Here is a 22,511-nt window from a genome sequence, read left to right on the forward strand (position 1 = left end):
TCAGGACCTAACGCGCAATTTAAACCAAAGGAGAAAGGCTCTATATGATTCATCGAATAATAAAAAGCTTCAGCCGTCTGACCTGATAATGTGCGACCAGAGGCATCGGTGATGGTACCAGAAATCATCACGGGTAAATTATATCCAAGTTCATCAAAAACGGTCTGCACAGCAAACACTGCAGCTTTGGCATTTAAGGTATCAAAAATGGTTTCTACCATGATCAAATCTGCCCCGCCCTCAATCAATCCATGCGTCGCTTCAACATATGCTTCGACCAATTCATCAAAGGTAACGTTGCGTTTAGCCGGGTCGTTTACATCTGGAGAAATAGAAGCTGTGCGACTAGTAGGCCCTAACACACCAGCAACAAATCTAGGTTTATCGGGTGTTAACGCGGTAAATTTATCCGCCGCTTGTTTGGCTAATTTTGTCGCTTCAATGTTTATCTCTTTGGCCAACTCCTGCATATTATAATCGGCCATAGAGATAGTAGTGGCATTAAACGTATTGGTTTCAATAATATCAGCCCCCGCGTCGAGGTAAGCGCAGTGAATATCGTAGATTATTTTGGGCTGACTCAAGACTAATAAATCATTATTTCCCTTCACATCAGAATGCCAATCAGCAAAACGCTCACCGCGGTAATCCGCTTCTTCTAATTTATGTTCTTGGATCATGGTGCCCATTGCACCATCGAGCAACAAAATACGCTTATTTGCTGCTTCTATCAGTTGCTTCTCGGCAATGCTCTGACTCAATGTTTTTCCTCTCCACTCTTACCTATAAATTAACTATTTCTACTCAGAAAGCTTAGCCAAGTCATAAGGGGTATTTTGGTAAACGTAATAGTTCAGCCAATTGGTAAACAATAAACTGCCATGGGCTCGCCAATTAACTATCGGCTCATTATTTGGATCGTTATCAACGAAGTAGTTTACTGGGATTTGCGGCTGACCATTAGTCGATAAATCTCTTTGGTATTCTTGTTTTAAACTCTCAGGATCGTACTCAGGATGTCCAGTCAAAAATACTAAACGTTTATCCTCAGACGCAACAATATAAGCACCTCCCTCATCTGACTTGGCCAATACATTCAGTCCAGGTATAGAAGCATAATCTGACAGACTTATTTCACCGTAACGTGATTGCGGCGCGTAAAAAGTAGGATCAAACCCTCTAAGTAATTCATCGTGCTCATTTTGCACGAAATGCCGATAAACACCGCTTAACTTGTGCTCTCGTAACGCCCTATTTTTACCGAAAAAATGATAAATTGCGGCATGTGCAGCCCAACACGAAAATAAAGTAGACTGCACATGACGACGTGCCCAATCCATGATCACTGTCATTTTTTCCCAATACTTCACATCCCCATAAGCAAGATGCGCCAGAGGTGCACCAGTTACAATTAAGCCGTCATATTTTTTATTAGCGACATCATCAAACTCAACATAGAAATTATCCATATGAGCAGCGGGAGTGTTTTTAGGTGCTTGTTTATCAATACGAATTAGATCGATATTTACCTGCAAAGGCGTATTCGAGAGTAAACGTAAAAATTGCTCTTCAGTTTCCATCTTATTCGGCATCAAATTCAAAATGCCCACTTCCATAGGCCTAATATCTTGCGTCGCGGCGCGCTGAGTATCCATAACAAAGATATTTTCTTTGTTTAAGACATTTTGTGCTGGCAAATTACTTGGGATTCTAATTGGCATAAAGGATCTAAGGCTGAAAGTGATGCAAACAAATTTGGCTTAATACACTAAAAAAGTCAACATCTTTACGTCTAGACGTCTAAATGAAAAAGTATACAAATGTAAAATTTGGTCTTAGACAAGGAAAAGCCACTTCAAATATTTATATATAATTGATTTAACTGAGGTTGAATCAAACTTCTTTGCAGCTTTCAGTAAGGTACATAAAACAGAAAAAAGTGGAGACTATTTTTGATTATTATGAAGACTAAACAGTAACTCTGCTTCCGCCGCTGGCATGTCACATTCTCGCATTACATCCTCGAGGCTGGCACCCTGGCTGATAAGCTTCGCACCTTTGCTGTAGAAGCGACTTTGGGGATCTTGTTCGACTAGATTTTCGGCTAAGCTTTGTTGGCTGGTTTGTAAATTGTCGACTTGCTGCACAAGCTCTTTGAAACGGTTAATAACACCATAATTACCGCTACGAATTTCGTGTACTTCTTCTGTGAGGTTATTTACTTTTTTACTAAGTTCTATCTGCACTTGGTTTTGACTGGCATTGGTTTCAAGCTGAGTGTTATAACGCTTAAACAGCACGATCAAAAGTGTTAAACAGACAACAGAGACAATCAACGCTAGTAAGCTTAGTAATAATGGGAAACTCATAATTATCTCTAAAAGGACAACAAAACACGCCCCACTTTAACGTAAGCAGGAAAATTACGTATTAGTGAAACGTGCGGCCTAAGTTTTATACTCAGATATTGGTAATTTCGGTCCACTCTTCATCGCTGAGTAATTTATTTAAATCAACAAGAATGAGTAATTGTCCGTCTCTGTTACTTACGCCTTGAATAAACTTGGCGCTTTCTTCCGTTCCGACATTTGGCGCGCTGTCTATTTCTGAAGAACGTAGATAAACCACTTCAGCAACGCTGTCGACAAGAATACCTACCACTTGGTCATCAGATTCAATAATCACTATACGGGTATTGTCTGAAATATCAGACGAAGGCAAGCCAAAACGCGAACGGGTATCGATAACCGTAACAACATTGCCCCGTAAATTAATAATACCCAAGACATAATCTGGCGCTCCAGGGACAGGCGCTATTTCGGTATGACGCAAGACTTCTTGTACCTGCATAACATTAATGCCGTACGTTTCTTCGCCTAATTTGTAGGTAACCCACTGTAGGACTTCATCACCGTTTGCGGCTACTGTATTACTTGAATTTCTGTCGTCACTCATTCCCATTGCTCCGGCCCAAAATAGGCTAATCGTTACTGCTTAAACCTTGGTTTAACATGCTAATCAACTGCTGTACATTCACCAAGGCACACATTTTCTTTTTAACCATTCCAGATAACCATGGACGACTACCTTCAACATTTCGCCATTTCACATCATCTGGAATCAATGTTTCGGTGGCAACCAAACTTTCACAGCCTAATCCCCAACCACTTTCACCTAATACTATAAGATATTGATATTTTGTAGATTCTGCCAGTTTTTCAGCAGATTTTTCTGGCATTACCCACTTTGCAGTATCCACCACATTATACTTTTCGTCTCGATGTAGCAAAACACCTTTAAACCATTCAGGCTTACCAAATAGTGGGTTGATGGTCTCAACTTGGTGTATTCCACCTAATTCTGTTAATGGTACAGCCAATGTCATACCTGCTACTTCAAACAACAACACCTGAAACTCTCCTTCAGGTATAACAGGTTTGACAACTTTCGTCGGTGTTTTAACTGTTACTAACTTTTTTTCGACCTTAGCCTCAAGAACTTTAGCAATCACTGGTACAGTTTCAACAGTTTCTTCTATTGGTTGCTTAAATGGCTCAGTTCTTGGAATAGGTGCAGTCTTTAATAACTGCTCAACTGAATGCCGCGTGAGGTCCTCAATAATAGGCTCATCTGTCAATAAAGCTGACATGTAATCTTCCATCACATCTTCGTTAGCGAAGGGACTACCACTCATGTTTGTGTTTCCAATTTTTGTAAATAACTCAGTAATTTAGCATAGGCAAAAACCCCACGGGATTTCGGACAATACAAAGATGGTGGACTCTGTGCCTGACTCGCATCTCTAAAACGTGTATCAACAGGAATTAACCCTATCCACACCTTCTCTTTATAAGTGCGAGTTAATGTGCTGTATGCTTCTGTTGCTGCATTTACACGTTTATCGTACATAGTCGGCACTATTGTATAAGCAAAGGTTTTGGCTAATGATTTTTGCATGATTTCCATAGAATGCATCATTCGGTCTAAACCTTTTAACGCCAAAAACTCGGTCTGAACTGGGATAACAACTCTATCGCAGGCAGCTAAAGCGTTAATCATCAACACCCCTAAAACGGGCGGGCAATCTATAATCGCATAATCAAACTCATCCCGAATAAGATCCAAAGCTTGGCGCAAAATCAATCCCATTCCACTTTGGGTACCCAACTTGCGATCTAATGTGGCTAAAGCCATAGTTGCTGGTAAAATAAACAAAGAATCCAATTTTGTCGGACACAAACAGTCTAAGACATCTTCTTTAGTAACAGACTTTCCAGCCATAAATACGTTGTATAAACTAGCAGACAATTCTTCAGAATCGACACCAAAATAATAACTTAATGAGGCCTGTGGATCAGTATCAACCAATATGACTCGTTTTCCACTTTGCGCCAGCAAACCGCCAAGGGTAACCGTTGTGGTGGTTTTACCCACACCACCTTTATGATTTGCGACAGTCCATACTACCAAACCAATAACCACACTTTACGAGTAAGACTGAAAGGCAATACAGTGACAATTAGGTTACTGTTCTCTTTTTGAAAAAACACTCAAAGTGCTCCTTTAACCCTAATTTAAAATTTCGTTCTTTATATGACCTGCCATGTGGGCAATGTCAAAATTTGCTTCAGAAATATTGGCGACGGTAACAGCCTGAGGCATCCCATACACTACGCAACTTTGCTCATCTTGCGCCCAAATCTTGGCACCTTTAGATTTTAAAGTTTTACACCCATCTCGGCCATCCGCACCCATACCCGTCAAGATTACGGCAAGTACATTACCAGCATAAACTTTAGCCACAGAATCAAAAGTCACATCTACACTTGGCTTATAAGTGGAATTTGGAAAACGCTCTGGTTCTGATATAACAACTCTAGCGCTACCGGCTCTACCTTCAATTGTCATTTGTTTACCCCCTGGAGCGAGATAACACACTCCGGGTGTTAACAACTCACCGTTAGCAGCTTCTTTTACCTTCACATCACATAAATCATTAAGACGCCTAGCAAAAGCCTGAGTAAAAGAGCCGGGCATGTGTTGAACCATTAACACTGGCACAGAAAAATTAACGGGTAGTTCTGTTAAAATTTTCTGCAATGCTACCGGTCCTCCCGTAGAGGTGCCTATCGCTAAACATGAATAATCACGTGAAGCAGAAGTGCCAATATTGGACCTAGTGCCTAAAGTACTAGCGACTTTATTTATATTCTTCGTCGACAACGCCTTTGAGGAATTAAATGCAGAATAACGTGATCCTAACGAAGACTTGGGACCAAATAACTTTCTACCACACAGGGCTTTGACACGGTTTTGTAGCAACAGAATCGCTTCTTTTCTGTTTAGAGCAATGTCTTCGAATTTCTTAGGAAGAAAGTCTAGTGCACCTGCGTCCAATGCATCCAAGGTTGCTTGCGCACCTTCTTGAGTAAGTGATGAAAACATAATGATAGGAACAGGATTGCTCGCCATAATTTTCTTCACCGCCGTAATACCATCCATTACCGGCATTTCAATGTCCATAGTCACTACATCAGGCTTTAAAGAAGCAACTAACGCTAACGCTTCTTGGCCATTTTTAGCTTCACCTACCACCTGTAATTCAGTGTCTTCTTCAAGTATCTGTTTTATTCTACGGCGAAAAAAAGTTGAATCATCAACTATTAAAATCCTATGAGCCATCTTCGCCTATATTACCTATATCTATAACATTCAATTTCACGTTAGGCGTATCAACAGGACAAGCACCTATGCTTTTTTAGCCGCATACCTTTTCAGTAAACCGGGTACATCTAATATCAATGCGATTCCACCATCACTAGTTATAGTTGCACCCGCCATACCAGGCGTGCCTTGCAGTAATTCATCTAGGGGTTTGATAACGACTTCTTCTTGACCAATTAGAGCATCAACTACAAAACCAAGTTGCTGAGTACCAATTTGCACAACTACAACATGTCCTCTAGTTTTATCAATATTGACTTCCCCTCTCGCTAACCACTCTCCCAAATAAAACAATGGGATAGCTTTAGAGCGAACGATCATGGTCAGCTGGCCATCAACAGTATTGGTTTTTTGCATGTCAAGATTGATGATCTCATTTACAGATCCTAGCGGTAGTGCAAACGTTTGTTCACCTATGACTATCATTAGCGTTGGCAATATTGCTAAGGTCAATGGCACCTTGATTTCAAGTGTGGTTCCCACTCCCATTTTGGAGTCAATAGCCACGGTTCCATTCAGTTGGTTTATTTTGGTTTTAACCACATCCATACCGACACCACGGCCAGATACTTCAGATATTTCGGTTTTAGTTGAAAAACCAGGAGCAAAAATCAAACTAAAGGCTTCTACATCAGACATCCTAGCCGCTGTATCAGCATCCATAACGCCACGAGAAACAGCAATCTCCTTGAGTTTATCTGGATCCATGCCTTTACCATCGTCGATAATACTCAGTAGTATATGATCGCCCTCTTGAGATGCAGACAGTTTGACTGTGCCCATTGTGGGTTTACCTGCAGCTTTCCTATCTTCAGGCATTTCAATACCGTGATCGACAGAATTTCGGACCAAATGCACTAAGGGATCGGCTAGCGCTTCCACTAAATTTTTATCTAAATCTGTTTCTTCACCTTCAAGTTCAAGGGTGATCTCTTTTTTCAGCGTTCTTGCAAGATCTCGAACGACTCGAGGAAAACGCCCAAACACTTTCTTAATGGGTTGCATACGCGTTTTCATGACCGCGCCTTGCAAATCGCCTGTTACTACATCCAAATTTGCAATGGCTTTCGCCATACTTTCATCACTAACATTATTGCTAAGACTGAGTAGACGGTTTCTCACTAATACCAGTTCGCCGACCATATTCATTATTTGATCAAGACGTTTAGTATCGACTCTTACTGTGGTTTCAGCTTGAGGTGGAGGCGCTGTCTTTTTCTCTTCTTTTTTGGCAACAACGGGTTTAGCCGTTTCTACTTTTTTCACTGGTGCTGCGGTTTTCTTAACTTCAGCAGGTTTTGCTGGCGCAGGTTTAGTTTCTTTGGCCACTACAGGTGCTTCAGACGCATCCTCGACCGGCCCTTTACCTTTGCCGTGCAGTTGGTCTAAAAGCGCCTCAAATTCATCATCAGAAATGTCATCTCCAGAAGAGCTTGGTACAGGTGCAGTTGGACTTTCTTCAGCTGGAACATTTTCAGCTTTTTCTTCGCCCTGAAACTGACCTTTTCCATGTAACTGGTCAAGAAGTTTCTCGAATTCGTCATCACTAATATCTTGGTCATTTGCAGAGGATTCTTCTACCTTCTCGGGTTCTTTAGCGCCAGGAGCATCTGTGCCATGCAACTCATCTAACAAAGACTCAAATTCATCTTCGCTAAAATCACCTGAATCGGTTGCTACTTCACCACTCGTGGGAGTTGCTTCAACAACAGCTTCAGACTCTTCTGCAGAAGTGGCTTCGTCAGCTGATTCTGGTTTACTGAGTCTGGTAAGGGTATCGATAAGACTTTTTTCTGCTGCGACTAAGGGCTCCCCGGCTTTAACGTGGTCAAACATTTGCACCACTTCATCGGTTGCCTGCAGTATTACATCCATCAATTCAGGCGTAAGCGTACGTTGACCATTACGCATTACATCAAAGACGTTTTCTGCACCGTGGCAAATTTCAACTAACTCAGTCAGTGATAAAAACCCAGCTCCACCTTTTACGGTATGATATCCCCTAAAGATAGCGTTTAGCAGATCCGCGTCTTCTGGGTTATTTTCTAGATCGACGAGCTGTTCTTGTAATAACTCTAAGATCTCCCCGGCTTCAACCAGAAAGTCAGCTAGTATTTCCTCGTCAACATCAAAAGCCATTTTATAGCCCCCTTAAAATCCCAGACTCGAAAGCAAATCATCAACATCATCTTGATCTGACGCTACGTCTTCTCTACTGTCAGCGTCCAATATTGGACCCTCAGCCTTTATTATATCGGCTTCATTCTCAGAATGGTTAGGTTTTTCAATTGCCTCGGCACCATCTTTTTGTTCAATGCCGCCAAACATAGTGAGCATGTAGACTAGATTGTCTTCAACTTCTTTAACTAACTGAATAACACGTCTAATAACTTGGCCAGTTAAATCTTGATATCCTTGGGCCATCAACACTTCAGTCAACAGACCAGTTAATTTTGTAGAATCATCACTACCATTTTTCAGGAAATTACCCATATCCTTTACTAACTGGTTAAATTCCCCCAATTGCAACTCTCGTGCAATCAGTTTATTCCATTCGGGCATGACTTGTACTATTCCATCATGCAGCTTCTCTGCTATAGGCATACAGGAATCAACCAAATCCATGGTTTTATTCGCGGCCTCTTCAGTTGCTTCTATGACATAGGTCAGGCGTGTTTGTGCATCCGGAATATCCTCGTTTGCCATATTGGCTATTCGAGGATCGAGTTGAAAATTATTCAATGAGTCATGAAGTTGACGTGTCAATTTACCGACTTCAGCGAATAGCTCAACAGAACTTTGAGCACCAGCGGATTCAAGTAACTCTTGAGCTCCTTGATTGTCTCCGTTCTCTACCAGTGTTACTAATTTTTTTGCGTCTTCAAGAGAAATTGGCGCAGTTTTCAAGGTCGTCATACAGTCTTTCCTCGTAATCAGGTTAGCCTGAATTTAACCAAGTCTTTCAAAGATTTTTGCTAATTTCTCTTTTAATGTTGCTGCAGTAAAAGGTTTTATAACATAACCATTAACCCCAGCTTGCGCAGCAGCTACAATTTGTTCTTTTTTAGCTTCGGCAGTCACCATCAAAACAGGAATATGTTTTAAATTAGCATCTGCACGAATGGCTCTGAGCAAATCAATACCTTGCATGCCAGGCATGTTCCAGTCGGTTACCACAAAATCAAAATCACCTTGTTGCAACATAGGTAATGCAGTACTACCATCGTCTGCTTCTTGTATGTTTGCAAAGCCAAGATCTTTAAGTAAGTTCTTGATAATCCTACGCATCGTTGAAAAATCGTCAACAACAAGGATCTTCATATTCTTATCCAAAACCACCTCCGGTGAGAGTTCTAACACTCAGGTTACAACCCAACTTTATTGCTATAATTATTTGTCGTTTGAACGCCAATACTGCATGCGAGACTTAAGTTTCAACATGGCTTGGCTATGTATTTGACTCACTCTGGACTCACTCACATCCAGTACTTCACCAATTTCTCTCAGATTCAGTTCTTCATCATAGTATAGAGACAATACAATTGCCTCACGCTCTGGCAATGTTGTTATTGCATGCGCCAGTGCTTTTTGAAACGAACCTTGAAGAAAATCTTCAAAGGGCGTGTCTGAACCTTTTGTTTGTTCTGTAGTAATAACATCTTCAGTTACACCTAAGTCTTCCATGCCGATGATTTTTCCACCATTAACTTCATTCAACATCTGGTGGTAACTTTCAATACTAACTTGTAATTTTTCTGCGACGTCTAAATCGCGGGCATCTCGACCAGTTTCTCGTTCGACCTTATTAATAGCTTCGGTAATAGCACGCCCATTCTTATGAACAGAGCGAGGCGTCCAATCACCTTTACGTATTTCATCTAACATCGATCCTCTAATACGGATCCCGGCGAAAGTCTCAAAACTGGCACCTTTACTCCCGTCAAAATTTCGGGAAGCTTCTAATAAGCCTATCATACCAGCTTGAATTAAGTCTTCGACCAGAACACTGGCAGGCAAACGTGCAATCAAATGATGAGCAATTCGCTTGACCAAAGAAGCGTGCCTTTCAACCAACTCATTTTTATCGGCCAATTGTTGGTAAGCAGCAGCTTTACTATTCACCTGTTTTCGCCCGCTGCTTTTTTCGTTACTAATTGTTCAAGGAAAAACTCTAGATGACCACCTGGTTGATTAGGAATAGGCCAGTCTATTGCTTTCTTAGCAAGTCTTCGAATAGCCACTGCAGCAGGTGAGGTAGGAAATGCTTCAACTACGGCTTTTTGTTTTCTGACAGACTTGCGAACATTTTCATCAAATGGAATTACAGCAACTAATTCTAGTGCTACATCCAAAAACCTATTGGTTACTTTAGTTAATTTGGAAAACAGTTCATCACCTTCACGCATACTACGCACCATATTGGCAACAATTTTAAATCGGAATATTCCATGTTCCTTGTTCAGAATTTTGATTAGAGCATAAGCATCAGTAAGCGACGTAGGTTCATCACAAACCACCATCACTACATCCTGTGACGCCTTAGAAAAACTTAATACCATGTCTGATATACCAGCTGCAGTATCAACAATTAATACATCAATTTGCGATTGTAATTCACTAAACGCACGAATAAGACCCGCGTGTTCCGTAGAAGTAAGTTCTGTCATCGATTGGCTACCGGATGTAGCCGGTGCAATTTTAATCCCGTACGGCCCTTCAACTAACACCTCATCTAAGGTGCATTCGCCCGACAAGACGTGTGACAAGTTTTTTTCTACTCTAAGGCCTAAAAGCACGTCAACGTTGGCTAAGCCTAAATCCGCATCCAACACCATGACTCTTTTGCCCTGTTGTGCGAGCGAAATTGCAGTGTTGAGGGTAACATTTGTTTTCCCTACTCCACCCTTGCCACCGGTCACGGCTATGACTTTTATTAACCTAGATTGATTCATTCTTCTTAAGCTACTCGCTTGGTCCTCAATCATACTGCCACTGCTGCGTTATTAACTAAATTGGGGTTAGTATGAATTAAACCGAATTTTTTATAAAGCTTCGCTGCACTAGTAATTAAAAATTTTGTGCTTGCAGCTTGCAAATCCTCAGGAACGCGCTGTCCATCAGCCAGATAACAAATCTGTAATTTGTTTTCAATTGCCACGCTGATTACCTCTCCTAAGCTGTAACACTCATCTAATTTAGTCAATATACACCCATGTAAAGAAATCTGTCGATATTCATTTACAGTTTGTTGCATGACGCGGTACTGACAGTTAGCCTGCATCACTAAATAATTTCTAATGTTAGTACATGAATTCTGCTTCATAGTATCTAACTGTTTGATTAGTCTAGCATCTTTTTGACTAAAACCAGCTGTATCTACTAAAACTAAACGTTTATTTCTAAATTGGTAAAGTAAATCTGATAGTTCGTTCGAATTTTGTGCTTTTTTAACACTACATCCAATGATCTTTCCATATGTAGAGATCTGTTCGTATGCGCCTATACGATAATTATCCAAGGTAATAATAGCGACTTGATCGACACCAAATTTTTGTGCCGCCTGAGCAGCAAGTTTGGCTATTGTGGTAGTTTTACCTGTGCCTGTCGGCCCCATTAACGCCACCACACCGGGCTGCGATAAGATATCATCATGTTTGGTTTGTAATCTATTAGCCAAAAGTTTAAGAAGGAACAACCAAGACTGCCTTTCATCAGCTTCTTCTGGCGCATATGACACCACTTCTTCCGCTAAGGCATCTGAAATCCCCATTTGCTGCAACCTTTGCAATAAATATCCATGCAATGGATGTTTACGATGTTTCTCTTGTTCTATTAACCCTGAAACCTGAAATTGTAAAATGTGTCGTAAGGAGGATAACTCTTGACGCATTTCTTTAAGGGCATTTTGTTGCTGGTTATTTTGCTCAACTGTATTTGGCGCATTTGAATACACTTGCGGCTGCGCTTCAGCTGTCGGCTTTACATCTTTTATTTGCGCGGGAGAGTTAGTCTGAGATTGTTTTTCTAATAATGCTTTTAAACTATCGGGCCCAGTGTCACCAATAATCTCACTTAAAGTGGGTGTTTTTTTAGTCGGGCTTGTTTGAACTTTGGGTTGTGCTTTATTAGGCATTAGCTCGGCGTCGGGTTCTTTGTCATAGGCGGCCACGATCTCAATACCGTCAGCATGTTTTTTGTTTGACATGATAACCGCGTCACCACCCAACTCGTCTTTTACTTGTTTGAGTGCTTCACGCATGTCTTTGCCATAAAAACGTCTGATTTTCATATATACCTCTTAAGTACCTACACTAGGTCCGAACATCCCGTCAGATTATTGACCAACGGCACTGACAATTTTGATTTGTTTATCATCAGGAATTTCCTGATAAGACAACACATGTAAACCACTCACCGAGTGTTTTAAAAATTTCGCTAACACTGGCCTTAACATACCTGAGGTCAATAAAACTGCAGGTTCACCAGCTAATTCTTGTTGTTGAGCAGCTTCATTCAAGGAACCTTGTAACCGCTCAGCTAAACCAGGTTCAATTCCAGCGCCATCTGCGCCACCCGCTTGCAGAGACTGGTGCAACATCTGTTCCAACTCTGGAGCTAAGGTAATAACAGGGATTTCGGCCAAGCCACCGTTTATTTCCTGCACTATTAGGCGTTTGAGGGCGATACGGACCGCAGACACTAAAACGTCAGGATCTTGGCTCTTAGGACCAAACTCGCATAACGTCTGTACTATGCTGCGCATATCTCTTATTGGTACACCTTCATATAGCATGGTTTGCAAGACCTTAACCACAGTACTCAAAGGCAAAATATCTGGAACTAAACCTTCAACAAGTTTGGGGCTGTTTTTTGCTAACAAATCTAATAGTTGTTGCACTTCTTCATGACCTAACAATTGGTAGGCATTGTTGGTTAACAATTGACTTAAATGTGTCGCCACCACAGTCGCTGCATCCACCACTGTATAACCAAGGGTTTGGGCATGTTCTCTTTGATTGGCTTTTATCCATACCGCGTCAAGTCCAAAAGCAGGGTCTTTAGTTATCCTACCTTCCAATTTGCCAAACACTTGTCCAGGGTTAATCGCCAACTCATCATCATGACTCAATTCAGCCTCACCAACGGTGACACCTAACATCGCAATAGTGTAGTTATTAGGACTCAAATCTAGGTTGTCGCGAATATGTACCGGAGGGATCAAGAAACCAAGCTCTTGAGATAATTTTTTTCGTACGCCTTTTATACGAGTAAGCAATTCGCCACCTTGGGCTTTGTCGACCAATGGGATCAACCTGTAGCCTACTTCCAAACCTATGGTGTCAACGTGCTGAACGTCATCCCAACCAAGCTCTTTTATTTCCAGTGGTTGTTGATTCTGTTCAGGTAAAGACTTAACCACTTCTGGCTCATTGGCAATTTTTTCTGCACGCCAATGACTGTAGAATGCATATCCGCCAACAACCGCACTAAACCCCAAAAAGGCAATATGCGGCATACCAGGAACAATCCCCATTACAAACAAAATACCGGATGTAATATAAAGCGCTCGCTGATTACCCAATTGTTTGGTTAATTCACTGCCCATTTCTTGTGAGTCATTTTCTCTAGTAACAATTATGGCGGTCGCCACCGACAGTAATAAAGAAGGAATTTGCGCCACTAAACCATCACCAATGGTCAATAAAGTATATATTTCAATGGCATCACCAAAAGCCAAATCATGTTGAATCATGCCAATAAACAAACCACCGACAATATTAATCAACATAATAAATAACCCGGCAATAGCGTCGCCTTTCACAAATTTTGACGCACCGTCCATTGATCCATAGAAGTCCGCTTCACTGGTGATTTCAAAACGGCGTTTACGGGCTTCATCAGAATCAATAAAACCTGCATTTAAATCTGCGTCTATAGCCATTTGTTTACCTGGCATTGCATCCAAGGTAAACCGAGCACTTACTTCTGAAATTCGTCCTGCACCAGCGGTAACCACTTTGAAGTTAATAATAAGTAATATGGCAAAAACCACTATACCTACCGCATAGTTGCCGCCAATTACCACTTCTCCAAAGGCTTGTATCACTTTACCTGCAGCATCTCCGCCTTCGTGACCTTCAAGTAGTACTATCCTTGTAGATGCTACGTTCAAAGCAAGTCGTAATACTGTCGCGATGAGCAACACCAAGGGGAAAATGCCAAAATCGACTGGTTTTTTAGTAAAAACAGACACCAGAATAACGACAAGAGAAAGAGCAATATTAAAGCTGAAAAGGATATCCAACAAAAATGCCGGCATAGGTAAAATCACCATGCCCATTATTGCTAACAAGACTATTGGCGCGCCTAAACCAGATGATACTGACTTGAATTGGTTTTTATCAAACCGACCGAAATAAGATGCTAATTGCATAAACGAAATATTGACGCTTTGTTGATTTTGTAAACCTTAGTAGGTGTAAAAGCAACTAGTGCGCCAAGTCTATTAATAGGAGGATTCTTTTTACTAACAACCACTCATTAGGCAAGGCGTCACAACGGTTAAACATCAATGTAAGCTGCAGTACAAAACCAGTTAATACTTAACGTCTAAGCTCTGGCGGGATTGGAAGGTTACGATTTAATGGTTTAGGACGTTTACCTTTACCTTGTTTAAAGGCTTTTAATTGATAAACATAAGCCAGTACTTGGGCCACGGCCATAAACAGCTTTTCAGGAATTTCGTGGTCGGCTTCAGTGGAGTAATAAATCGCTCTAGCCAGCATAGGAGAGGCGACAATAGGCACTTCATGTGCATTGCCAATAGTACGAATATGCATGGCCATTTCATCCACACCTTTAGCCACTAGAGTAGGCGCTCGGGTACCAAACTGGTCATACTTTAATGCCACAGAAAAGTGCGTAGGGTTGGTTACTATCACGTCAGCATTCGGCACTTCTTGCATCATACGATTAGCAGCAGCTTGATATTGTAACTTACGAATTCTACTCTTTACTTGGGGATCGCCATCTGCGTTTTTACGCTCGTCTTTGACTTCCTGCATAGACATTTTCATTTCTTTGTTGTGTTTGTAACTCTGGTAAGGCACATCAAAAACAGCTATTGGAATTAATGCACAACACATAATCAAAAAGCCCCATGCAATTAAATCCATGGCGTGAAACAGATTCTGTGGATACAACTCTAAGTCCAAATGTAATGCTTCATCTTTAAAAACAATAAGCGCTACATATGCCATCAACGCCACCACCACAAATTTAGCGATCGCCTTGAACAATTCCACTACGCTATTCATACCAAACATACGTTTAAAGCCAGCGATAGGGCTTATTTTTTGAGCTTTAGGCGCGGCTCCATCCCAAGTAAAATTGTAACCACCTAAGGCGATATTTCCGTAGATACCAGCAACTGTCACAATCAGCATATATAACAAAACAGGCATACTAATGGTATCAATGGCAAACTCCCATGCCTGAAACATGTGGGTGAAATCGTAGGATTCATCACGGGACAGTGTGAATGTTCGCTGAGTCACTTCAAATATAGCGCTGGCTATTTGAGAACCAATAACCAGGAAACTAACCCCACTTGCGATTAACACTAAAGCCGTAGACAACTCTTTAGATCTGGCTATTTGTCCCTTTTTACGGGAGTCCTCAATCTTTTTGGAGGTGGGTTCTTCTGTTTTTTCGTTTGCATCAGACATGATTTACCTCCGTATATTTAAGGACAAACTAACACTAGCTGACACATCATGTTTTGTGCCCGCTCCCACATCACTTCAAAGTGATGGGTTAAGTTGTCTAAGGTTAACCAAATTATCAGTAGGCCCATAATTTGTGCTATTGCAAAACCTATACTAAAAATATTCAATTGTGGGGCTGCTTTGGTCATTACCCCAAACGCTAAATTAACAATCAGTAATGACACTATCGGTGCTAAAGATATCGTTACCGCTGAAATAAACATCCAACCTGCCCAATGAGCAATATCTCTGAATTGTTCTGGAGCAAACCATGCAACACCAATAGGAAAAGCCTCAAAACTCATTACCACCATACGGATCATCGATAAATGTCCATCTAAGGCCCAAAATAGTAAGGTTGCCAAAATAAGATAAAACTGCCCCACAGCTGGCACACTAATACCGTTTACCGGATCGACTATCGACGCAAAGCCCAAACCTGTTTGCAATGCCACTATTTGCCCTGCTAACACAAAAGTATTGAGCACCATATTTGATAAAAAACCCAATGCAATACCGATAATTAATTGCTGTATCACTAACATAAAAGTACCTACAGAAAAGACATCTGTAGCTGGGATGGGGACAGGCGGTATCACAGGCATAATGATAAGGGTTAAAAATAACGTGAGTAAGGCCCTTGTAGTGGGCGGCACACTCTTTGCGCTTAAGCCAACCATAGATGCGAACAATCCAGAGATACGCATAAAAGGCAACAATAAATCTGCCAAATACTGCATAACGGTTGTTGTGGCTATATCCAAGATTTTACCCTAACACCTGAAAAAGCGAACACAACTACCCCACTACCTCAGGAATGCGTTCTACCATAGTAAAAAAGAAATCCATCAGCTTTTGAACCAACCAATGTCCTCCCCAACTCAGTGCCAATAAAGTGACAATTAAGCGTGGTAGAAAACTCATGGTTTGTTCATTTATGGATGTTGCTGCTTGAAACACAGCCACTATTAACCCTACAAACAAGCTTGGTAAGATAATGGCTGACACCAACAAAATAACCATTTGTAATGCTTCTTTGAGTATTTCAACAAAGACTTCTGGGCTCATGGATGCACCTTAATGATTTTTTGATTATGTAACATTCGTCACCCCATCCCAAAACTGTTGGCTAAGGTGCCAAAGACCAAGTTCCAACCATCTACCAATACAAACAACATCAACTTAAAGGGTAATGACACGATCATCGGTGACAACATCATCATGCCCATCGCCATTAATATAGAGGCAACCACTAAATCTAAAATTAGGAACGGGATAAACAACATAAAACCAATTTGGAACGCAGTTTTCAGTTCGCTAGTCACAAAGGCGGGGATCAAAACGTTCATAGGCACGTCAACCGGATCTTGAAATTGCCCGTCCATACCGCCAATCTGCACAAAGGTCTCCAAGTCTTTAACCCGAGTTTGCGACAACATAAAAGCGCGTAAAGGCTCCTTACCTATTTCATAGGCCTGAAGAGAAGTAATTTCTTCGTTTAAGTAAGGTTGTAACGCCGTTTCGTTCATCTTTTCAAACACCGGGGCCATGATGAACATCGACAAAAATAAACTGACACCAATTAATATTTGGTTAGAGGGTGATTGTTGCAAACCAATGGCTTGGCGTAATATTGATAAAACAATAATGATTCGAGTGAAAGAGGTCATCATCATCACAAATGCTGGCAGCAAGCTGAGCGCAGTCATGATAGCAACTACTTGTAATGTCATCGTATATTCTTGACTACCGTCAGGATTATCCGTGAGTGTTAACGCTGGGATCCCTGGTTCGGCCAAAACATGTCCACTGACAAAGCCTAACAACAATATCAAACAAAGACCCCAAGATAGTTTTTTCATGATTCTTCTCGTTGAGTTTTTGTGGTTTTACTATTTTGTGCCATTGCAGGATTTATTTTACCTGCCATAAATAACGATAACTTGTCTTTGAACTTTTCGTTGCCTGAGGATCCAGTCGAAGTATCTATAGGAGTAGATAAGGTCGCTAGGTGATTAATATTGTGCGCGGTTATACCTAATAAATGCTGCTCACCAGCAACTTCAATCACCATAACTCGTTCTTTGGCCCCAGCCATCATTGAAGCCACCACTTTTAGATTTGAAGTGCCAGACTGAGTGACGTTAAACCGTCGCATTAGGAACGCCAGCATAAAAACAACACCAATAACCAATAACAAAGAGAGGAAAATTGACACTATAGATGTGGGGTTGGACAGGCTTTGAGGCGCCGAATTGGCCTTAAAGGAGACACATAAACATGAGCAAAGAGCTATCCAAGCCCATGTTTTATAAGCTTTTTGTCTATCTAAGCTTTTTGATTCTTTCCAGTTGACTAATAACATCAGTTAATCGAATACCAAATTTATCGTTGACTACTACTACTTCTCCATGAGCAATCAACGTGCCATTTACTAAAACATCTAATGGCTCTCCAGCAACTCGATCAAGTTCCACTACAGATCCTTGGTTTAATTGGAGTAAATTTCGAATACTGATATTACTTCGACCGACTTCCATGGAGATAGTCACAGGGATATCTAAAATAGTGTCAAGCTTACGCTTTTCTTTAGGCGTTATTTCACGATCTTCTTCAAACTCTTCAAGTTCGGCGACTTCTGCATCTAATCCAAGATCCTCACCAGAGTCGCCTTCAGATTTACCTTCTTCGTCAGCTTGTTCGGCCATGGCCGCAGCCCAATCGTCTAAACCGTCTTCTTCACTCATTATTTACTCCATACTCTGGACAAAAGGATTTACCAATCATCTTCGAGGGTTTGCAATTCGGCGTCGCTATCAATTCTTCGACCACCCTTAGTTAATAGTTGCAGCTCCGACTTCACAGAAGTTGGGCGCGGAATTTTTTCAGTTATTTTAAGCGCTACGTTATCTCTTGAGCGCCCTAACTTGGCTCTAAAAGTCGGCAAGTCTTCAATTAAAACCGTAATATGCTCAGGCATTTCGATGGGTATAACAAAACCCGGTTCCAGCTCCATGATATTTTCCAACGATAACTCCAGATCCATCATATGAGTAGACAAAGTAACTTGCACATCCATAATTTCATCACGTAGAGCCTTACTCCAGCGTAAATCAGTGTCTTCTTTATCACTTTGCACACCAGCATCCAGAAGCTCTCGTATGGGTTCCAGCATTGAATAAGGTAAAGATACGTGGAAGTCACCACCACCACCATCTAGCTCTATGTGGAAAGAGCTGATGACTACGACTTCAGTTGGGCTCACGATATTGGCCATGGCCGGATTAACTTCGGAGTCCAAATATTCAAATGACACATCCATAACGGGTGCCCATGCTTCTTTGTAATCTTCAAAGATAAGCTTGAGTAACATCTGAATAATACGGCGTTCCGTTGGAGTAAATTCTCGGCCTTCAATTTTTGCATGATAACGACCATCACCACCAAAAAAGTTATCGACCAAAATAAATACCAGTCTGGCCTCCATGGTAATCAGTCCGGTACCTTTTAACGGGCGAAAACGCACCATATTTAAACTAGTTGGTACAAACAATGTGTGAATGTACTCACCAAATTTAATCATTTGGATACCATTAATAGAAACTTCCGCCGAACGGCGCATCATATTAAATAAACTGACTCGCATATGTCGAGCAAAACGTTCATTAACAATTTCAAGGGTTGGCATACGTCCACGAACGATTCGATCTTGCGAAGAAAAGTCGTATTCCATAGCCGAGCCATTAGACTCACCACCGTCAACTTCTTCTTCCTCAACATCGTCTACACCATGTAATAGTGCATCAATCTCGTCTTGGGATAATAAATCGCTCAATCTAACTCTCTCATTAACAAATCAGTTGTTACTGCATAACAAAACCAGTGAAAAGTACTTCTTCCACCGTTTGGTTGCCGCTGACATCTACCATGATTTTTTGCACTTCTTTTAATGCACTATCTCGAATTGCTATTTTGCCAGCCTCTGTGACTAGATCATCGGCATTGGCGGTACTAAAGGTTTTTAACAAGGTGCCTTCGATCAATGGAATATGCATCTTGGCTTGTTCTTCGTTATCGGACCCTCGCATCATTAGCTGTACTTTAATTTCAACTAACCGATCTCGGGTTGAACCAGGCACATTGAACACAAAAGGTCTTGGCATCGCCACATACAAAGCAGTACCTGTTTTTACAAGAGCGGAGGCAACACCTTCTTCACCTTGTACCATAGGTTCGCCTTCTGCCACTGGCATCGGGTCATCGTCACCCATTAAAAAGAAATAAGCAGCACCACCACCAGCAATAAGTACAACAACAGCAACGATAATAATAATCAGCTTGCCTTTTTTGCTGCCCTCTTCCATTTTTAGTTCTTCTTCAGCCATGTTTTTCTCTCACATTGTCAAAACGTTAAGCATAGTTGCCCTATTATCAGCCCCAAAGTGAAATTGGCAAAGCGCTTTAGGCAATTTACTTGCAAATTCATCTGTAAATCACACAAAATAATCGATTCCACCAAGGGCCCCGTTAACAATATTTTGTTGGGCTAACACTTGCTCTGACATGTCAGTTTCTTCGGACTCACCATTAGCACGACCACCTTGTTTGGCTAGTTCGCTATCGCCATGTCCCTGCTGACCATCACTTTCTTGACGCACTGAAGATTGGCCTAGCTCAATACCTTTTTCAGCCAACATCTCTCGTAATCTAGGGGTGGCAGTGTCAACCGCATCTCTTGCTTGTTGTGACTGAACCACAAAATTCACTGTTGCAGACTCACCTGACATGGAAACTTTGACATGTACTGACCCCAACTCAGCAGGATCAAGTCGAATCTCCGCCACCAAGTTTTTGGTATTAACCATCCAGCGAACTTTTTCGGCTAACTGTTGATGTCCTTCAGGTTTGGCTATATTAATGGCTTTTTCAAACCTAGACTCAACCTGATTTAATTGAATTTGTTTACTTTGTTCGCCCTGTATTTGTGCGACATCTCTTAAGGTAGCGCTATAAGCTTGGTCGTGACGATTCTCAATAGTGCGGCTCAATGATTGAGCTAAATCTAACACTTGAGAAACACTACTAGCTATTTGTTCTAAGTTGACAGGAGTTTTAGCAACGGTTGCAGGGTCGGTTGTTTTAGCCAATGCTTCGGCCATTAGAGCCTTTAAATCAATGCCAGGTTCTCTACCTTGGGATAATTGATTTTTGAATTCTTCTAACCCCGACTTTAAGGCTGAAATAAAATCCTTTGTAGAAGATTCAATTGCATTAATGATTTCAGCAACTTTAGGCGGAACAAGCTGCTGCGCTAACTGTTCTGGACTTATAGATTCGCCAGCGTTTTTGCTGTCAAAAACTCGTTGGGCAATATTCTCTAATACTTTATCCAGCTTACTATCGGTTAGGTTCAATAAACTTTTTAGGTCATTATTAACCACAGCTTTATCTGTTTTATTGACGTTGAGTTGGATGTTAGCCGCAACTTGAGTCATTTGAACGTCTTGCTCAATCAACTCTCCTTTTTCGGCAATAGGATTTAGCTTTGTTGTTTCAACTTCTGCTTGTTGTGTTTGTACTAGTTTTTCTACAGCATCAGAAGAGTTAGCCTTAACCAGTTTATCTGTCTCGTTTGTATCTATTTCGACAACTAAGGTTTTCAATAAGTCTTTATTCTCAGTAAGCGTTAAATCGGCTTGCTGATTTATTAGCTGAGAGTCTTTTTTAACCGCACTATCTGTTGCGGTATCAAGTGGTTGTTGCTCTGTGGAATCAGTATCACTTTCTTGACTGGCTACTCGAAGTTGATTGATTAAATCTTTCAGTACTAGGGGTTCTTCCAGTATCAATTTTGCCGTTTTTTGCGGTATATCAACTTCTGTTTCACCCTCAACGGCGGCTAACACTTCACCTAGCGCTTTATCAACAATACTAGAAATAGTCTGCTCTGTTTGCTTTTTGGAGGATAATATATACTCACTAGGCACTTTCTTGTCTTCAGTACCCAGTAAGTTAAAACCGTCTATGACTATTCTGTGATCGTCGACGAATTGACTTTCACCTATTTCCTCAGACAGTGCATTTTCAACTTTTTTGGGTAATTTAAGGTCACCCACTGTTACTTCTAAAGAGCCAGTATTTTTCTCAAGCAAAGATGGATTGGAAGTCTGAGCGATATCTGCCAGTTTGTTCAGATTATCAATCAATAAAACCCATTCCTCAGCAACAATAGTGGCTGATTCGTCACTTGAATCGATATCATTTTGCTTTAATGGCAACTGCAACTCTGCCTTTGTGTTCTCAACCTTTAGATCATCATTAAAGCTATCATCACTCTCCACTTCACGCACACTGCCATCACTACTGTCGGTTACAGCCTTATCTTGTGACGCAGTCGATATTTGTTCATCGTTAGATTTTACACGGTCTTTTGAGGTGTTTTGGTTTGCCTCTACAAAAAGATCGTTTTTTATATTCGCTTCTGGTTGTTGTGACACTTTCTTGTTTGATGTTTGAGATGAGGCATTCTCAGATTTAACAACGACAGAATTAGTAGATTTTTGCTCTTGCAATAACCTACCAAATTGCTCATTTGCGCCAGAGTCAGTAAATGAACTGGTCTGTGTATCCGTGGCAAAGGTGGCAACTTCTGATTTAGTTGTGGCAACATTTTGCATCATCGTTTTTTATCCCTCGAACTGAGAAAATTAGGCTAAAAAACTGAATTATAAGCTTTTATTACTTTATAGTAACGTTTGTAGCGAGCTTATCTGTTGCAAGTTCAGCTATAAATTAGCAGTTATTTTGTGTATGTAAACAAGACAAAGCAAAGACCATTCCAACTTATACTAATTCGCATCAAACTAAGTGTTTCAACAAGGCAAAAGAATGGAGGGAGTAATCAAAAACGTCAACAAAATATTCGGCTAGCAGATATAAATCAATGGCTATGTTTGTATTAACTGTTGTTGAACACTAAACATACTGTTTTTATTGAACTTTTCATCATTGTCCAAATAT

Annotated in this window: 23 protein-coding genes; all 23 read right to left on the reverse strand. The window is 41.0% G+C overall.

Features of this window, described 5'->3' with window-relative positions; genetic code table 11:
• Positions 1–761, reverse strand: a 761-nt coding sequence (locus QZ488_RS15855; RefSeq protein WP_293750545.1) for a homocysteine S-methyltransferase family protein, incomplete at its 3' end; no start/stop codon positions are given.
• A 39-nt stretch (positions 762–800) separates the two neighbouring features.
• Positions 801–1,721 carry a homoserine O-succinyltransferase gene (metA, locus tag QZ488_RS15860; protein WP_293750547.1) on the reverse strand — a complete coding sequence of 307 codons (921 nt, stop codon included), beginning with the start codon at positions 1,719–1,721 and terminating at the stop codon, positions 801–803.
• 225 nt (positions 1,722–1,946) lie between these two features.
• On the reverse strand, positions 1,947–2,369 hold the full coding sequence (locus tag QZ488_RS15865) for a DUF2802 domain-containing protein (RefSeq protein ID WP_293750549.1): 423 nt from the start codon (positions 2,367–2,369) through the stop codon (positions 1,947–1,949).
• A 91-nt stretch (positions 2,370–2,460) separates the two neighbouring features.
• Complete coding sequence (locus tag QZ488_RS15870) at positions 2,461–2,955, reverse strand: chemotaxis protein CheW (protein WP_293750551.1); 495 nt, start codon at positions 2,953–2,955, stop codon at positions 2,461–2,463.
• Between the two features lie 25 nt (positions 2,956–2,980).
• Positions 2,981–3,694 carry a chemotaxis protein CheW gene (locus QZ488_RS15875; protein WP_293750553.1) on the reverse strand — a complete coding sequence of 238 codons (714 nt, stop codon included), beginning with the start codon at positions 3,692–3,694 and terminating at the stop codon, positions 2,981–2,983.
• Positions 3,691–4,470, reverse strand: a complete 780-nt coding sequence (locus QZ488_RS15880; RefSeq protein ID WP_293750555.1) for a ParA family protein — start codon at positions 4,468–4,470, stop codon at positions 3,691–3,693. The genes QZ488_RS15875 and QZ488_RS15880 overlap by 4 nt, the downstream gene beginning before the upstream one ends.
• Positions 4,471–4,569: 99 nt before the next feature.
• Entirely contained in the window at positions 4,570–5,682 is a 1,113-nt protein-coding gene (locus QZ488_RS15885) for a chemotaxis response regulator protein-glutamate methylesterase (protein ID WP_293750557.1), read from the reverse strand.
• Between the two features lie 66 nt (positions 5,683–5,748).
• Positions 5,749–7,863, reverse strand: a complete 2,115-nt coding sequence (locus tag QZ488_RS15890) for a chemotaxis protein CheA (RefSeq protein WP_293750558.1) — start codon at positions 7,861–7,863, stop codon at positions 5,749–5,751.
• 12 nt (positions 7,864–7,875) lie between these two features.
• A complete protein-coding gene (locus QZ488_RS15895; RefSeq protein WP_293750559.1) occupies positions 7,876–8,640 on the reverse strand; it encodes a protein phosphatase CheZ in 765 nt (254 codons plus the stop codon).
• A gap of 33 nt (positions 8,641–8,673) precedes the next feature.
• Positions 8,674–9,057: a chemotaxis response regulator CheY gene (gene cheY, locus QZ488_RS15900; protein WP_039989185.1), complete on the reverse strand. Its 384-nt coding sequence runs from the start codon at positions 9,055–9,057 to the stop codon at positions 8,674–8,676.
• 57 nt (positions 9,058–9,114) lie between these two features.
• The gene (locus QZ488_RS15905) at positions 9,115–9,846 is read right to left on the reverse strand and encodes an RNA polymerase sigma factor FliA (RefSeq protein ID WP_293750560.1); all 732 of its coding nucleotides are present in this window, start codon (positions 9,844–9,846) and stop codon (positions 9,115–9,117) included.
• Positions 9,843–10,709 carry a MinD/ParA family protein gene (locus QZ488_RS15910; RefSeq protein ID WP_293750561.1) on the reverse strand — a complete coding sequence of 289 codons (867 nt, stop codon included), beginning with the start codon at positions 10,707–10,709 and terminating at the stop codon, positions 9,843–9,845. The genes QZ488_RS15905 and QZ488_RS15910 overlap by 4 nt, the downstream gene beginning before the upstream one ends.
• Entirely contained in the window at positions 10,706–12,013 is a 1,308-nt protein-coding gene (gene flhF, locus QZ488_RS15915) for a flagellar biosynthesis protein FlhF (RefSeq protein ID WP_293750562.1), read from the reverse strand. Before flhF ends, QZ488_RS15910 begins: the two co-directional genes overlap by 4 nt.
• A 45-nt stretch (positions 12,014–12,058) precedes the next feature.
• Positions 12,059–14,158, reverse strand: a complete 2,100-nt coding sequence (gene flhA / locus QZ488_RS15920) for a flagellar biosynthesis protein FlhA (RefSeq protein WP_293750564.1) — start codon at positions 14,156–14,158, stop codon at positions 12,059–12,061.
• 169 nt (positions 14,159–14,327) lie between these two features.
• The gene (gene flhB, locus QZ488_RS15925; protein WP_293750566.1) at positions 14,328–15,452 is read right to left on the reverse strand and encodes a flagellar biosynthesis protein FlhB; all 1,125 of its coding nucleotides are present in this window, start codon (positions 15,450–15,452) and stop codon (positions 14,328–14,330) included.
• Between the two features lie 17 nt (positions 15,453–15,469).
• Entirely contained in the window at positions 15,470–16,255 is a 786-nt protein-coding gene (fliR, locus tag QZ488_RS15930) for a flagellar biosynthetic protein FliR (RefSeq protein WP_293750568.1), read from the reverse strand.
• 34 nt (positions 16,256–16,289) lie between these two features.
• Positions 16,290–16,559, reverse strand: a complete 270-nt coding sequence (gene fliQ, locus QZ488_RS15935) for a flagellar biosynthesis protein FliQ (protein WP_007618912.1) — start codon at positions 16,557–16,559, stop codon at positions 16,290–16,292.
• Between the two features lie 38 nt (positions 16,560–16,597).
• Complete coding sequence (fliP, locus tag QZ488_RS15940; protein WP_293750572.1) at positions 16,598–17,353, reverse strand: flagellar type III secretion system pore protein FliP; 756 nt, start codon at positions 17,351–17,353, stop codon at positions 16,598–16,600.
• Complete coding sequence (gene fliO, locus QZ488_RS15945; RefSeq protein WP_293750574.1) at positions 17,350–17,856, reverse strand: flagellar biosynthetic protein FliO; 507 nt, start codon at positions 17,854–17,856, stop codon at positions 17,350–17,352. The genes fliP and fliO overlap by 4 nt, the downstream gene beginning before the upstream one ends.
• A complete protein-coding gene (gene fliN, locus QZ488_RS15950) occupies positions 17,816–18,238 on the reverse strand; it encodes a flagellar motor switch protein FliN (protein WP_293750576.1) in 423 nt (140 codons plus the stop codon). Before fliN ends, fliO begins: the two co-directional genes overlap by 41 nt.
• A gap of 29 nt (positions 18,239–18,267) precedes the next feature.
• Positions 18,268–19,326: a flagellar motor switch protein FliM gene (gene fliM / locus QZ488_RS15955; protein ID WP_293750578.1), complete on the reverse strand. Its 1,059-nt coding sequence runs from the start codon at positions 19,324–19,326 to the stop codon at positions 18,268–18,270.
• A 28-nt stretch (positions 19,327–19,354) separates the two neighbouring features.
• Entirely contained in the window at positions 19,355–19,876 is a 522-nt protein-coding gene (fliL, locus tag QZ488_RS15960) for a flagellar basal body-associated protein FliL (RefSeq protein ID WP_293750580.1), read from the reverse strand.
• Positions 19,877–19,984: 108 nt separating this feature from the next.
• Positions 19,985–22,171: a flagellar hook-length control protein FliK gene (locus QZ488_RS15965; protein WP_293750582.1), complete on the reverse strand. Its 2,187-nt coding sequence runs from the start codon at positions 22,169–22,171 to the stop codon at positions 19,985–19,987.
• Positions 22,172–22,511: the final 340 nt, after the last annotated feature.

It is taken from the genome of uncultured Paraglaciecola sp., assembly GCF_913020055.1.
Classification (GTDB): Bacteria; Pseudomonadota; Gammaproteobacteria; order Enterobacterales; family Alteromonadaceae; genus Paraglaciecola.

Excerpts from the sequence above, each read along its gene's own strand:
- flhB (WP_293750566.1), bottom strand. The coding sequence starts at position 15,452 with ATGTCTGATGCAAACGAAAAAACAGAAGAACCCACCTCCAAAAAGATT.
- fliN (WP_293750576.1), bottom strand. The coding sequence starts at position 18,238 with ATGAGTGAAGAAGACGGTTTAGACGATTGGGCTGCGGCCATGGCCGAA.
- flhF (WP_293750562.1), bottom strand. The coding sequence starts at position 12,013 with ATGAAAATCAGACGTTTTTATGGCAAAGACATGCGTGAAGCACTCAAA.
- QZ488_RS15885 (WP_293750557.1), bottom strand. The coding sequence starts at position 5,682 with ATGGCTCATAGGATTTTAATAGTTGATGATTCAACTTTTTTTCGCCGT.
- metA (WP_293750547.1), bottom strand. The coding sequence starts at position 1,721 with ATGCCAATTAGAATCCCAAGTAATTTGCCAGCACAAAATGTCTTAAAC.
- QZ488_RS15965 (WP_293750582.1), bottom strand. The coding sequence starts at position 22,171 with ATGATGCAAAATGTTGCCACAACTAAATCAGAAGTTGCCACCTTTGCC.
- QZ488_RS15890 (WP_293750558.1), bottom strand. The coding sequence starts at position 7,863 with ATGGCTTTTGATGTTGACGAGGAAATACTAGCTGACTTTCTGGTTGAA.
- QZ488_RS15865 (WP_293750549.1), bottom strand. The coding sequence starts at position 2,369 with ATGAGTTTCCCATTATTACTAAGCTTACTAGCGTTGATTGTCTCTGTT.
- flhA (WP_293750564.1), bottom strand. The coding sequence starts at position 14,158 with ATGCAATTAGCATCTTATTTCGGTCGGTTTGATAAAAACCAATTCAAG.
- QZ488_RS15895 (WP_293750559.1), bottom strand. The coding sequence starts at position 8,640 with ATGACGACCTTGAAAACTGCGCCAATTTCTCTTGAAGACGCAAAAAAA.
- fliP (WP_293750572.1), bottom strand. The coding sequence starts at position 17,353 with ATGAAAAAACTATCTTGGGGTCTTTGTTTGATATTGTTGTTAGGCTTT.
- QZ488_RS15910 (WP_293750561.1), bottom strand. The coding sequence starts at position 10,709 with ATGATTGAGGACCAAGCGAGTAGCTTAAGAAGAATGAATCAATCTAGG.
- QZ488_RS15870 (WP_293750551.1), bottom strand. The coding sequence starts at position 2,955 with ATGAGTGACGACAGAAATTCAAGTAATACAGTAGCCGCAAACGGTGAT.
- fliL (WP_293750580.1), bottom strand. The coding sequence starts at position 19,876 with ATGGCTGAAGAAGAACTAAAAATGGAAGAGGGCAGCAAAAAAGGCAAG.
- fliQ (WP_007618912.1), bottom strand. The coding sequence starts at position 16,559 with ATGAGCCCAGAAGTCTTTGTTGAAATACTCAAAGAAGCATTACAAATG.
- fliO (WP_293750574.1), bottom strand. The coding sequence starts at position 17,856 with ATGTTATTAGTCAACTGGAAAGAATCAAAAAGCTTAGATAGACAAAAA.
- QZ488_RS15875 (WP_293750553.1), bottom strand. The coding sequence starts at position 3,694 with ATGAGTGGTAGTCCCTTCGCTAACGAAGATGTGATGGAAGATTACATG.